Origin of the sequence: Bacillus sp. 165, assembly GCF_017742235.1 — a bacterium.
Taxonomy (GTDB): domain Bacteria; phylum Bacillota; class Bacilli; order Bacillales; family Bacillaceae_G; genus JAGHKQ01.
Genome location: NZ_JAGHKQ010000004.1, coordinates 171197 through 183599 on the forward strand (window position 1 = coordinate 171197; position 12403 = coordinate 183599).

15 protein-coding genes are annotated in these 12403 nt (G+C 38.0%); 12 read left to right on the forward strand and 3 right to left on the reverse strand.

What is annotated here, in order from left to right:
* The first annotated feature begins 26 nt into the window (after positions 1–26).
* The 9 genes from J7Q84_RS08535 to J7Q84_RS08575 all read left to right on the forward strand — a co-directional run bounded on the left by J7Q84_RS08535 (position 27) and on the right by J7Q84_RS08575 (position 7402).
* Positions 27–464 (forward strand): BrxA/BrxB family bacilliredoxin, encoded by a 438-nt coding sequence (locus tag J7Q84_RS08535; protein ID WP_209094101.1) that lies wholly within the window; start codon positions 27–29, stop codon positions 462–464.
* A 98-nt stretch (positions 465–562) separates the two neighbouring features.
* On the forward strand, positions 563–1492 hold the full coding sequence (locus J7Q84_RS08540) for a DUF5667 domain-containing protein (protein ID WP_209094102.1): 930 nt from the start codon (positions 563–565) through the stop codon (positions 1490–1492).
* A 76-nt stretch (positions 1493–1568) separates the two neighbouring features.
* On the forward strand, positions 1569–2288 hold the full coding sequence (gene sigI, locus J7Q84_RS08545) for an RNA polymerase sigma-I factor (protein WP_209094103.1): 720 nt from the start codon (positions 1569–1571) through the stop codon (positions 2286–2288).
* Positions 2281–3204, forward strand: coding sequence for an anti-sigma factor domain-containing protein (locus tag J7Q84_RS08550; RefSeq protein ID WP_209094104.1), 924 nt, complete (start codon positions 2281–2283; stop codon positions 3202–3204). Before sigI ends, J7Q84_RS08550 begins: the two co-directional genes overlap by 8 nt.
* A 388-nt stretch (positions 3205–3592) precedes the next feature.
* A complete protein-coding gene (locus J7Q84_RS08555; RefSeq protein WP_209094105.1) occupies positions 3593–4354 on the forward strand; it encodes a transporter substrate-binding domain-containing protein in 762 nt (253 codons plus the stop codon).
* 95 nt (positions 4355–4449) lie between these two features.
* Positions 4450–5109 (forward strand): amino acid ABC transporter permease, encoded by a 660-nt coding sequence (locus J7Q84_RS08560; protein ID WP_209094266.1) that lies wholly within the window; start codon positions 4450–4452, stop codon positions 5107–5109.
* Positions 5102–5824, forward strand: a complete 723-nt coding sequence (locus tag J7Q84_RS08565; RefSeq protein ID WP_209094106.1) for an amino acid ABC transporter ATP-binding protein — start codon at positions 5102–5104, stop codon at positions 5822–5824. The genes J7Q84_RS08560 and J7Q84_RS08565 overlap by 8 nt, the downstream gene beginning before the upstream one ends.
* 84 nt (positions 5825–5908) lie before the next feature.
* Complete coding sequence (locus J7Q84_RS08570) at positions 5909–6871, forward strand: aromatic acid exporter family protein (RefSeq protein ID WP_209094107.1); 963 nt, start codon at positions 5909–5911, stop codon at positions 6869–6871.
* A 21-nt stretch (positions 6872–6892) separates the two neighbouring features.
* Entirely contained in the window at positions 6893–7402 is a 510-nt protein-coding gene (locus J7Q84_RS08575; protein WP_209094267.1) for a L,D-transpeptidase, read from the forward strand.
* A 25-nt stretch (positions 7403–7427) separates the two neighbouring features.
* Here J7Q84_RS08575 and J7Q84_RS08580 read toward each other — a convergent pair whose 3' ends face one another.
* On the reverse strand, positions 7428–8324 hold the full coding sequence (locus tag J7Q84_RS08580; protein ID WP_209094108.1) for a DMT family transporter: 897 nt from the start codon (positions 8322–8324) through the stop codon (positions 7428–7430).
* A 231-nt stretch (positions 8325–8555) separates the two neighbouring features.
* Positions 8556–8645 carry a stressosome-associated protein Prli42 gene (gene prli42 / locus J7Q84_RS08585; protein WP_247739153.1) on the reverse strand — a complete coding sequence of 30 codons (90 nt, stop codon included), beginning with the start codon at positions 8643–8645 and terminating at the stop codon, positions 8556–8558.
* 191 nt (positions 8646–8836) lie between these two features.
* On the opposite strand from prli42, the gene mce reads away from it, so the two are divergent.
* The 3 genes from mce to J7Q84_RS08600 all read left to right on the forward strand — a co-directional run bounded on the left by mce (position 8837) and on the right by J7Q84_RS08600 (position 12030).
* Positions 8837–9244, forward strand: a complete 408-nt coding sequence (mce, locus tag J7Q84_RS08590) for a methylmalonyl-CoA epimerase (RefSeq protein ID WP_209094110.1) — start codon at positions 8837–8839, stop codon at positions 9242–9244.
* Positions 9245–9247: 3 nt separating this feature from the next.
* Positions 9248–10798, forward strand: coding sequence for an acyl-CoA carboxylase subunit beta (locus J7Q84_RS08595; protein WP_209094111.1), 1551 nt, complete (start codon positions 9248–9250; stop codon positions 10796–10798).
* A gap of 113 nt (positions 10799–10911) precedes the next feature.
* Entirely contained in the window at positions 10912–12030 is a 1119-nt protein-coding gene (locus J7Q84_RS08600) for a tripeptidase T (RefSeq protein WP_209094112.1), read from the forward strand.
* 93 nt (positions 12031–12123) lie between these two features.
* On the opposite strand, the gene J7Q84_RS08605 is transcribed toward J7Q84_RS08600, so the two are convergent.
* On the reverse strand, positions 12124–12375 hold the full coding sequence (locus tag J7Q84_RS08605) for a DUF3932 family protein (protein WP_209094113.1): 252 nt from the start codon (positions 12373–12375) through the stop codon (positions 12124–12126).
* Between the last annotated feature and the right edge of the window lie 28 nt (positions 12376–12403).

Here is a 12403-nt window from a genome sequence, read left to right on the forward strand (position 1 = left end):
ATTAGACCACTTTGAGGAGGGAAAATATGAACATCGATTTTAATTTTTTTATGAACGATGTTGTTCGTCAAGCGCGCGAAGAGATTGTAGCAGCTGGTTATACAGAACTGAAAACAATTGAAGAAGTAGATGAGGTATTTAAGAAGGATGGAGTTACGCTTGTTATGATAAATTCTGTTTGCGGCTGTGCAGGTGGAGTAGCTCGTCCGGCGGCAGCACATGCCATTCATTATGATAAGCGTCCAGACCATTTTGTAACTGTCTTTGCAGGCCAAGATAAAGAAGCAACGCAGCAGGCAAGACAATATTTTGAAGGGTATCCGCCTTCTTCCCCTTCTTTTGCATTGATGAAAGACGGAAAAATTTTAACAATGGTGGAACGCCATGAGATTGAAGGGCATACTCCTATGGAGGTTGTAACGAAGCTTCAAAACTATTTTGATCAATATTGTGAGGAAGTGTAAAAGCTGATGCTAATATCAGCTTTTTTTTGTTTACCCCCACAAAACAGACAAACTCTGCGAATGAATATAGTGGAAAAAATTAATGGGGTGAAAAATTTATGAAAAATGCAGTAATGAAGGCCACTTTATCAGCAATGCTAGTTTGCAGTCCGTTCGTTGTGGGTACAGCAGCTTATGCAGATGGAACAGACGAAGTAAAAACAGAACAAACAAAACAACCATCTTTAGTACAAGGAGATTTCTTCTACTTTGTGAAAACAATGGTTGAAAAAATTAAATTAGCTCTTGCGGACAATGATTTAGAAAAAGCAAAGCTATTATCTACATTTGCTGCGGAGCGTATGGCTGAAGCGCAAGTTCTTTTAAAAGAAGGAAAAGAGGATCTTTTAAAAGAGACATTAAATGCAGCTGTATCTAACTTGGACAAAGCGGATGATATTGTAGAAAAATCAGAAACTGAACAAGTAGAAGTAGAAAATGTAGATGCTGACACTGAACAAGTAGAAGCAGAAGATACAGCTGCCGACACTGAAAAAGCAGAGACAGAAGAAGTATCTAAAGTAAAAATGCATATTGGCCACAATATCGAAGCATTAGCAAAAGTATTAGACAAAGTTGAACATAAAAATGCAAAGGCAAAGTATGCTATAGCTAAAAATATCGAAAAAAGCTTTGCAAAAATCGCACAAAGAATCGAAAAAATTGAAATGAAGCAACAAGAAACGGCAGATATGGAACAAGAAGGTACACTTCAAGTTGTTGAAGGACAACCATCTGAGGTAACAGAAGTGCAACCAGTACAAGAGTCTGAAGCAGAGAAGGATTCTGTTACTGTAAAAAATCAAGTGAAAGAACATGTAGCGCTGCACAATGAGCAAAAAGATGCGCATAAGGAAATGAAACAACAAGAAAAGACTGAACGTAAAGAAACGCATAAATACCATAAAGAAATGCAAGAAAACCAGACAGAAGAAAAAAAATCTGCTAAACATTCAGAAAAAAAATCTGAAGAAAAGCATGATCGATAAGAAATATGGTAAAATAGTCACTTCGGGATGAAGTGACTATTACCATATATGGTTGTCAGGAAATGAGGTAGTTCTTGTGTTTAGTTTACTATTCAATATAAAGCGAAACGCTGTTGAAGATACTGTTGCTCGTATTCAGCAAGGGGAAGAAGACAGTGAGTTACTGCTTGCAAAGTACAAGCCATTTATCAAAAAAACCGTCTCTTCTGTATGCAATCGCTACATTTATGAACAGGACGATGAATTCAGCATCGGATTATTAGCTTTTCATGAGGCTGTCGAACGATATTCCTACAAAAAAGGGGCTTCCTTTTTATCATTTGCTGCACTTCTTATAAAAAGAGATGTAATTGATTATTTACGAAAGGAAATGAGACATAATCTTGTCTTTTTAAAAGAAGAACAGCAAGAAGAGGTAGAGGAAATGAAAGTATCCCTCACAGAATACTTGAAGGAAATGGAAAATACAGAGCGGAAAGAGGAAATACTTCATTTTCAGACAGTGTTAAAGTCGTTTAGAATTACATTTCAAGATTTAGTAAAAGAATCTCCTAAACATCGCGATTCTAGAGCGTCAATGATGGAAGTTGCGGTTCAAATTTCTCAACGAGAAGAACTAATAAATGAACTGTTTCAAAAAAAGAAACTGCCGTTAAAACAGATTGAGGATATGGTGCGTGTGAGCAGAAAAACGTTGGAAAGGCACCGGAAATATATTATTGCGATGTGCATTATTTTGACAAATGATTATGTGTATATAAAGGAGTATATAAAAGGAGGTGTGAGTGATGAATAAAGGAATTATTCTATCCAAGAGTGTGCGAAGTGTTATAGTTTTGACGCCGACTGGACAGTACGTGACATGCAAGAAGAAGAACAAATATGAAGTTGGCGAGGAGATAGCTTTTGCTGACAGCGACATTGTGGCAGCTAGACTTACTTTCCCCTCTTTTTTACGAATGCAATATATAGCCGCTGCCGCAGCATGTGCAATTATATGGCTTACTTTGAGTATTTATATGAGCCATCCTGAAAAAGTAATGGCGTATGTTGCGATTGATGTTAATCCGAGTGTGGAAGCAGCAGTAGATGAAAAGCTTCATGTATTGGAGCTAAAGGCGTATAACAAAGAAGGAAAACAAGTTGTACAAGAAATAACTAAATGGAAAAATAAATCTCTCAATCAAGTGGTACAAGATATAGTCCAGCAAAGTAAAAAAGATGGCTACTGGACAGAAGAAGAGGATGTTGTATTAACTGTGGTTGTTAAAGATGGGGAAAAACAAGCAGCTGTTCAGAAGGCTTTAGATCAAGAAATAAATGAGATAGAAAAAAAATATGACAAGAAAAATATAGAAGTTTCTGTTCAGAAGAGTACAGTGAAGGAACGTGAAGCAGCAGAAAAAGAAGGAATGACAACTAGTCAGTATAAAGAAAAGCAACAGGAAGAAAAAATACAAAGAGAGGTTCCGGAAAAGAAAGTTGAACCAGTGCCATCACCACAGAAGGATGAGGAACCAAAGCTCGAAGAGAAAAAGGAAAAAGAAAAACAAAAAGAAAAACAGGTGCCTGCTTCAACACAACATGTTAAGACAAGCATAGCTCACTCGTATTCCCAAAATAAAGAAAACAGGAAAAGTGAAAAAGAAAAAGAAAACCATAAACATGAACCGGAGCATGGAGCTGAAAAAGAGCATATAAAAAATAAATAAACTTTGTAAGCTATTTAAAAAAACGGTTTTCACTATTGGCATAAGTGAAAGCCGTTTTTTTGCGCATACTATTAAGAGAATTCTAAAAAGCATTAAAAACAATTTCTGTATAGTACTGAATAAATATAAAGGAATAGCATGCAAACATAATGTATTTTCAGTATAGTAAAAAATATTTGTTTAAAAAACTATTGATATAATTGACTTTATTATTAATTGATGAAAATAAATAAAAAATTTTTCTAATTTACTATTGCATAATTATTTAAATGTGTTAAAATTCATTTTGTTGAATAAAAACAACAAAATTTCATCTGGATTATAAGGGGTATTTTCCTGATAATAACAATTAAATTTAGGGAATTATGTATAATAGGGGGAATGGAAAATGAAGAAATTACTATCCATTATGTTGGCTAGCATTCTAGTAATCGGTATGTTGGGTGCTTGCAGCAAAAAAGAAGGTAATAACAAAGTATTGATAATGGGAACATCAGCTGATTATAAGCCTTACGAGTATATCGAAACCCAAAAGAGCGAAGATGTTATCGGTTTTGATGTTGATATTGCAAAGTATATTGGTAAAGAGTTAGGCTATGAGATCAAAATAAAAGATATGGACTTTAGCGGTTTGCTAACAGCGATGGAAGCTGGAAAAGTAGATTTTGTAATGGCAGGTATGACTCCTACGGAAAAACGTCAGAAAAATGCAGATTTCACGGATATCTACTATACAGCGAAAAATTTAATTGTTTCCAAAGACGGATCGCTTCAGACGCTTGAAGATTTAAAGGGAAAAACAGTAGGGGTACAAACTGGATCAATTCAAGAAGGAAAAGCGAAGGAACTGCAAGAAAACGTTACATTCGATATTCAGGGCAGAGATAAACTACCACAATTAGTACAAGAAATTCAAGCTGGTCGTTTTGATGCTGCTATTATCGAAGATACAGTTGCAAAAGCATACTTAGATAAATTCAAAGATCTAAAGAGCATTGAAATTCCAGAAGCATCTGATGAAGCAGGATCAGCTATTGCGTTCCCGAAAGGAAGCAAGTATACAGACGAGTTCAATAAAGTAATCAAGAAAATGCAAGAAAATGGGGAAATGGAAAAATTAATTAAGAAATGGTTTGGTGGAGAACAATAATAATCCCCGCAAGAATAAGGAATCCTTTGACAGAGAAAATATCATGTCAGAGGATTCTTTCTTGACTTTTAATCAGGAGAGGAATGGTCGCAAAGATGAATCTCGATTTTTCGCAAATCGTCCCGTCAATGCCGTATATATTAGTAGGATTGAAGGTAACGCTGCAAATTGTTGCTGTGTCTGCTTTATTAGGATTTACATTAGGTACGCTGCTGGCATTATTAAAAATTTCAAGAATTAAACCTTTGATGTGGCTGGCAGATATATATACATCCATTTTCAGAGGTACTCCGCTTGTACTGCAATTAATGATCATTTATTATGGACTACCTCAATTAATCGGGTATGATATTAACGCATTTTTAGCGGCAGTATTGGCATTTGGATTAAACTCGGGTGCGTATATGTCAGAGATTATTCGCGCCGGTATTCAAGCTGTGGATAAAGGACAATCGGAGGCCGCGGCAGCACTTGGTATCCCATATTCGAAAATGATGGCTAATATCATTTTTCCGCAAGCATTAAAAAATATTTTACCAGCACTTATGAATGAATTTATTACATTAACGAAAGAATCTGCTGTAGTAACGGTCATCGGTGCAATGGATTTAATGCGCCGAGCTTATATTGTAGGAGGAGAAACATTCGCCTATTTTGAGCCGCTCCTATTTGTAGGCTTCATTTACTATATTTTAGTTATGGTGCTGACAGTGCTTGGTAAAGCTATTGAAAGGAGAATGAGAAAAGGTGATTAAGATAGAGGGGCTGTATAAATCATTTGGAGAGTTACAGGTGCTCAAAAATATTTCTACAACAATTCAGCAAGGAGAAGTAGTTGCCATTATTGGTCCTTCTGGGTCAGGAAAGTCTACGTTTCTTCGCTGTATGAACTTGTTGGAGGAACCGACAAAAGGGCAGATATGGATTGGTGAGAAAGAGATTACAAATCCGAAAACCGATATTATGAAAGTTCGTCAAAATGTAGGTATGGTGTTCCAGCATTTTCATCTGTTTCCTCATATGACAGTGTTAGAAAATTTAACATATGCTCCTATAACCGTAAGGGGAGTTAGTAAGGCGGATGCTGAGGTAAAAGGGAAAGAATTGCTCGCGAAAGTAGGGTTGTCCGAGAAGGCGAATGAGTATCCGGGGCGTTTATCAGGTGGGCAAAAGCAGCGTGTAGCCATTGCTCGTGCACTAGCAATGGAACCGGAAGTGATATTGTTTGATGAACCCACTTCAGCGCTAGATCCTGAAATGGTAAAAGAAGTACTGGAGGTTATGAAGTCGTTAGCTCATACGGGCATGACGATGGCGATTGTAACGCACGAAATGGGCTTTGCCCGCGAAGTCGCAGATCGTGTATTGTTTCTTGATGGCGGGCAGCTGGTGGATGACGCGTCTCCAAGCGAGTTCTTTACAGCTCCAAAGAGTGCCCGTGCACAGGAATTTTTACAAAAAATGTTGTAATTGAAAACACAAATGTGAATAATAAAATCGGAGATGACGAAACAGTCATCTCTTTTTGCATTATGCTGCACGAGGAGATGCGTCATGTATAAAATTGGTTATAGGACATTAAAGACAGCAATTGGCACTATGCTGGCAATGACGATTGCTGAGATGCTGCATCTAAAGTTTTCAAGTTCCGCTGGCATTTTGGTCATACTGTGTGTACAAAATACAAAGCGAAAATCATTGGAAGCATCTATTCATCGCTTTTTAGGCTGTCTTCTGGTAATTGTATTTTCCTGGGTCTTTTTTGAGGCTTTCGGGTACAACCCATTGGCAATCGGATTACTTCTATTGTTCTTTATTCCTACAGCTGTTACGCTGCATATACCAGAAGGAATTTCAACGAGCTCTGTAATAGTTATGCATCTTTACTCATTAAAAAGTATTACATGGGCTGTTGTCTTAAATGAATTTTTTATCCTTACTATTGGGATTGGTATGGCACTACTGGTCAATCTATATATGCCAAGTGTGGAAAAAGATTTAAAGAGGTATCAACAGAATATTGAAGAAAATTTTAAAAAGCTACTATTGGAAATGGCAGCTTTTTTACGAAATCAAAATCGGGTATGGGATGGACGGGAACTGCTTGAAACAGAAAAGCTGTTTGAAGAAGCTGTGCCTCTTGCGTTCCGGGAGATGGAGAACCGATATCGATATCAAGATAACGAGTATTATCGTTACTTTCGTATGAGAAAGCAGCAATTTGAAATATTAATGCGTGTCATGCCGCTTGTGGCAGAGTTATCTTGCTCATATCAACAAGCCCGCATGTTTGCTTCCTTTATTGAAAGCGTTGCAAATGCAATACGCCCAAGCAGTACAGGACTTATTTCTCTTTACCAGCTTCAAGAAATGAAAGAGCTGTTTAGAGAAATGCCGCTTCCTCAAACAAGGGAAGAGTTTGAGATACGTGCTTCGCTGGCACAGCTTGTCTATGAAATGGAACAATTTTTAATTATTAAAGGGAAGTTTAAGGGGAAACATAAGGATACAGCTTAAATGAAAGCGGGTGTCTGTATGCTGGCATATGTTCTTTCTTTTTTATTGTTTTTTTCTCCTCTATGGCCACTTGGAGAGAATCCAAGGGTAGGAGACCCTTATCTCATTATAAATAAACAAACAAATAAGCTTGCTTATATTGATAAAGGCATGATTCAAAAAGTATTTCCGGTTGGGACAGGAAAAACGCAAGAGCTAACACCCGAAGGTGAATTTGATATTGTGATGAAAGTAGTTAAGCCTTGGTACATAAAGAAAAATATTCCTGGAGGCTCTCCGAAAAATCCTCTTGGTTCACGATGGCTGGGATTTAATGCACTAGGTACAACAGGAAACAAATATGGTATTCATGGTACAAATAACCCTAGTTCCATTGGAAAGTATGTTTCACAAGGATGTATTCGTATGAATAATAAGGATGTAGAATTTTTATATGATCGAATTCCGATTGGAACGAAAGTATTCATTGTAAAATCTGCGAAATCATTTGAGCAGCTTGCAAAAGAAAAAGGTGCAATACGGAAAGAATGAAAGGCAGTTCGATGTGAGCTGCCTTTCATTTTTGAATATTTATATCGGCATGTTGAGGCGCGGTACGTTCTTTTGTTGAGAGGATAAGTCCCATACAAATACATAATGCACCAATGAAGAAGTTCCAGTTTAAATCTTCACCTAGTATAAGCCACCCAAGCAAACTTCCGACAATCGGCTGAAAGAAGAAGAACAAGGAGCCTGTTGCGGCATCTATATATTCAAACCCTTTATTCCAAAAATAAAATGCTCCTGCTGTCGATATCACTCCTAAATATACAATTCCAAACCAAATCCATATACTTGCTGGAAACGTTGTAGGGAGAACGGATTGTTCCCAAATGGCGATAGGGGCTGTGAATACCACCCCAAATAGGCTAGCCCATGTTGTTACTGTCAAAGAAGAGTATTTCTTTGTCTGCGTCCTGCTTAACACAGTATACAATGCCCATGTTAATGCGGCACCAAATAAGACGATGTTTCCATAAAAGGTAGTTTCATTAGAGGGTAAACCGACAACGATAATAACTCCCAAAGAAGAAAGAAAAAGCGAAAGGGCTTTTTCCAGTTGCAGACGTTCTTTTAATAGCCAAATTGCAAAGATGGAAATGAGTCCAGGAGAAGCTGCCGTTATTAATGACCCCATCGCTGCCCCGGATAAATGCGTTCCCACAAACTGCATGCCGATTGAGCCTGTATAACCGACGAAAGCGATTAGAGCCAGCATCTTAATATCCTGTCGTTTCACATGCCATGATTTTTGCTTCCAAGCGATAATTCCCAATACGAGAAGTCCTAAAAGGAAGCGTATTTCGAGCAGTACCCATGGATGAAGATATTCCAGCACTGCTTTGCTTACTACATATGTTCCGCCCCAAATCGCAGCAGCCAATGATAAATAAAATGGACCAATCCATTTCATATAACAGTCCTCCTACTATGTATTTCTAATCTAAAATTATACTGGAAATTAGATAATATAGAAATTATGGGAGACTTATGTTTTTATTTAGTTGTATTTTTCAGTACAAATTTGACTGTGGACATGTGATGGTTCTATATAATGTAACATCATGATTGAGAAAACATGAATGCAAAGAAACAGTCAGAAAAACTAAAAAGCTTGGCTGCAAAAGCTAAGCTTTTTCATATGCTACATCCAAATACTAAGACCTGTTAAAAGCGTTGTAACAAGCATAGAACCCAGCATTAAATAGACAACGAATTTTTGTTTTTTCTTCATCGTTTGCCTCCTATTTTCATTTCTAACTTTCATTGTAGTCAGAAATGCAGGTGAGGACAAGCAATACCTATTTATAAATTTATTGATTTAATTCACTGAAATGAAGGAAAATTTTAAAAAGATAGAGAATATAGAAGATATATGTCGTTTTAAGGAGAAGTTTGTTTAAGTTACAGCAAGGGGTGAAGTAGATGATTAAGAAAATAGACCATATCGGGATTGCAGTACAATCCATTGACGACGTACTTCCGTTTTATACGAACGTGTTAGGATTAGAATTGCTTGGGATGGAAGAAGTGGCATCACAAGGGGTAAAAGTGGCCTTTTTGCAAATTGGTGAAAGTAAGATTGAATTATTGGAACCGCTGTCAAGTGAAAGCCCGGTAGCCTCTTTTATCAGTAAAAGAGGAGAAGGGATTCACCATGTGGCACTCGGAGTGACTTCCATAGAAGAGAGAATTCATGAAATAAAGGAAAACGGCATTCGCATGATCGATGAAACCCCGCGCTTGGGCGCAGGCGGTGCACATATTGCTTTCATGCATCCAAGGTCTGCTAACGGTGTACTGTATGAGCTATGTGAAAAAAGGGGGATATAAGTCATGATGGATATATATGAAAAAATTAATGAATTGTATGACAAACGCCGTGATATTGAGCTTGGCGGCGGCGACGATAAAATTGAGAAGCAGCATCAAAAAGGAAAAATGACTGCTAGAGAACGCATTGAACTATTACTGGATTCAGGGACATTTGTAGAGTTAAATCCGTTCATGGAGCATCGTTGCTCTGACTTTGGGTTATCCGAAAAAAGTGGCCCGGGAGATGGTGTGGTAACGGGGTACGGTAAGGTAAACGGACGTCCTGTTTATTTATTCTCGCAAGATTTTACAGTGTTTGGCGGAGCATTGGGAGAAATGCATGCAAAAAAAATTGCTAATGTAATGGATTTAGCAGCTAAAAACGGCGCGCCAATTATCGGTTTAAATGATTCAGGAGGAGCGCGCATTCAAGAGGGTGTGCTGTCTCTTGATGGATACGGTCATATCTTTTATCGCAATGCTATTTATTCAGGGGTCGTTCCTCAAATTTCTGTTATTATGGGGCCTTGTGCGGGCGGTGCAGTGTATTCTCCTGCTATAACGGACTTTGTTGTTATGGTGGAAAAAACAAGTCAGATGTTTATTACAGGTCCAAAGGTAATTGAAACTGTAACAGGAGAAAATATTTCCTCAGAAGACTTAGGTGGAGCAAAGGTACATAACTCCATTAGCGGAAATGCTCACTTCGCAGCAAAAGATGAAGAGGATGCATTACAGATTGTGAAAGATTTGCTCAGCTATTTGCCGCAAAGCTGTGAAGAAAAACCGCTTATTTATGGAACGCCGGATGAGGATGACTATCGACCAGACCTAACAGATGCTATTCCGTTTGATGCGCTGCGCCCATACGATGTGCGTAAAGTGATTGAGCAAGTAGTAGACGAAGGAACCTTTTTTGAAGTACAAAAGAATTTTGCTAAAAATATTGTAATCGGCTTTGCACGTATTAAAGGAGAGTCAGTAGGATTAGTGTGCAATCAACCGAAGGTAATGGCAGGAAGCCTAGATATTGATTCCTCAGATAAAGCAGCTCGATTCATCCGTTTATGTGATTCATTTAATATCCCAATTATTACATTTGAAGATGTAACGGGTTTCTTTCCGGGAGTTAAACAAGAGCATGGGGGCATCATCCGTCATGGTGCAAAAATTTTATATGCATATTCTGAAGCGACAGTTCCAAAGATTACTGTTATTCTTCGAAAGGCATACGGCGGAGCTTATGTAGCATTAAACAGCAAGGCTATTGGGGCGGATGTAGTGTTCTCTTGGCCGAATGCAGAGATTGCGGTTATGGGACCGCAAGGAGCGGTTAATATTATTTTTGCGAAAGAAATCGCGGGAAGTGATAATCCAGATGCAACGCGTGCACAGCTGATTGATGAATACCGGGAAAAATTTGCAAATCCGTATGTAGCAGCAAAGCATGGCATTGTAGATGATGTCATCGACCCTCGTGAAACAAGAATCAAACTTGTTCAAGCATTGGATATGCTGCAAAATAAGCGGGAAGAAAGACCGAAGAAAAAGCATGGAAATATTCCATTGTAAACACGTGCGAATACCAGTTTTGGTATTCGCTTTCTTGTTGTTTAGATAGTATCTGCAATTTCTGTTATAATGAGGGGGGTACATATTTTTTGTATATAGATGGAGGAACAAAAATGATTAATCAAGAACGTCTAGTCAATGAGTTTTTAGAGCTTGTACAAGTTGATTCAGAAACAAAATATGAAGCAGAAATTTGCAAAGTCTTGAAGGAAAAGTTTTCTTCTTTAGGAGTAGAAGTATTTGAAGATGATACTATTGGAGAAACAGGACATGGAGCGGGGAATTTAATTTGTACTTTGCCTGCAACGAAAGATGGCGTGGATACAATTTATTTTACATCTCATATGGACACTGTTGTTCCTGGGAAAGGGATCAAACCTTCCATTCAAGAAGGATATGTTATAACAGACGGTACCACAATTTTAGGAGCGGATGATAAAGCAGGTCTTTCTGCTATGTTAGAAGCGATTCGTGTTCTAAAGGAAAATAATATTGAGCATGGAAAAGTTGAGTTTATTATTACTGTTGGAGAGGAGTCTGGTCTTGTCGGTGCGAAGGCGTTAGATGCTTCCCTCATTACTGCAAAGTACGGGTATGCTCTAGACAGTGATGGGAAAGTTGGAGATATTATTGTAGCAGCACCAACACAAGCGAAGATAAAAACAGTAATCCGTGGAAAAACTGCTCATGCAGGTGTGGCTCCAGAAAAAGGTGTGTCAGCTATAACAATTGCAGCCAAATCTATTTCTAAAATGCCATTAGGCCGTATCGATGAAGAAACAACTGCGAACATCGGTCGTTTTGAGGGTGGTACGCAAACAAACATCGTATGTGACTATGTGGAAATTTTAGCTGAAGCTCGTTCTTTAGTTGAAGAAAAGATGCAAGAGCAAGTAAGCAAGATGAAAGAAGCATTCGAAGCTACTGCAGAAGAAATGGGTGGTAAAGCAGAGGTAGAGGTACAAATTATGTATCCAGGCTTCAAATTTGCTGATGGCGATCATGTAGTAGAAGTTGCAAAGCGAGCGCTTGCAAATATCGGACGTACACCTTCTTTACATCAAAGCGGGGGTGGAAGTGACGCAAACGTAATTGCAGGTCACGGTATTCCAACTGTAAATTTAGCAGTAGGCTATGAAGAAATTCATACTACTAACGAAAAAATGCCAATCGAAGAATTAGTAAAAACAGCTGAAGCAGTAGTAGCGATTATTGAAGAAGTAGCAAAATAAGTCAACGAGAGGGTGGTGCTGAGCCATCCTTTTTTTGCAGATGGGACATATTATCAAGTATGACGTGCAGTTAAAAGAAAGCCCATCATGATTTTATATCTGATGGGCCTTTGTGTATACAATTATTTCTGCATTGCCATTTGTACATATACGCTGTACGTAATACGATAAAGAGGACGAGATATAATCAGGAAGGCAATGAATAGGATGAGATGACATATATTCCTTGATGACTTCTTTTAAGGTACTCCATTGTACAGGGATCGGTGTATCAGTTGCAATGGATTGTAGCAAACGGTCAAAAGAGGAATGTGGTGTTGTTTGTAAACGAAACATTTCTTTCATAATAATCAACCTCCCATGAAATTTATTT

Coding starts and splice junctions, on each gene's coding strand:
- J7Q84_RS08600 (WP_209094112.1), top strand. CDS start 10,912: ATGATTAATCAAGAACGTCTAGTCAATGAGTTTTTAGAGCTTGTACAA.
- J7Q84_RS08550 (WP_209094104.1), top strand. CDS start 2,281: ATGAATAAAGGAATTATTCTATCCAAGAGTGTGCGAAGTGTTATAGTT.
- J7Q84_RS08540 (WP_209094102.1), top strand. CDS start 563: ATGAAAAATGCAGTAATGAAGGCCACTTTATCAGCAATGCTAGTTTGC.
- J7Q84_RS08595 (WP_209094111.1), top strand. CDS start 9,248: ATGATGGATATATATGAAAAAATTAATGAATTGTATGACAAACGCCGT.
- J7Q84_RS08580 (WP_209094108.1), bottom strand. CDS start 8,324: ATGAAATGGATTGGTCCATTTTATTTATCATTGGCTGCTGCGATTTGG.
- J7Q84_RS08605 (WP_209094113.1), bottom strand. CDS start 12,375: ATGAAAGAAATGTTTCGTTTACAAACAACACCACATTCCTCTTTTGAC.
- J7Q84_RS08570 (WP_209094107.1), top strand. CDS start 5,909: ATGTATAAAATTGGTTATAGGACATTAAAGACAGCAATTGGCACTATG.
- prli42 (WP_247739153.1), bottom strand. CDS start 8,645: ATGAAGAAAAAACAAAAATTCGTTGTCTATTTAATGCTGGGTTCTATG.
- J7Q84_RS08535 (WP_209094101.1), top strand. CDS start 27: ATGAACATCGATTTTAATTTTTTTATGAACGATGTTGTTCGTCAAGCG.
- mce (WP_209094110.1), top strand. CDS start 8,837: ATGATTAAGAAAATAGACCATATCGGGATTGCAGTACAATCCATTGAC.
- J7Q84_RS08555 (WP_209094105.1), top strand. CDS start 3,593: ATGAAGAAATTACTATCCATTATGTTGGCTAGCATTCTAGTAATCGGT.
- J7Q84_RS08560 (WP_209094266.1), top strand. CDS start 4,450: ATGAATCTCGATTTTTCGCAAATCGTCCCGTCAATGCCGTATATATTA.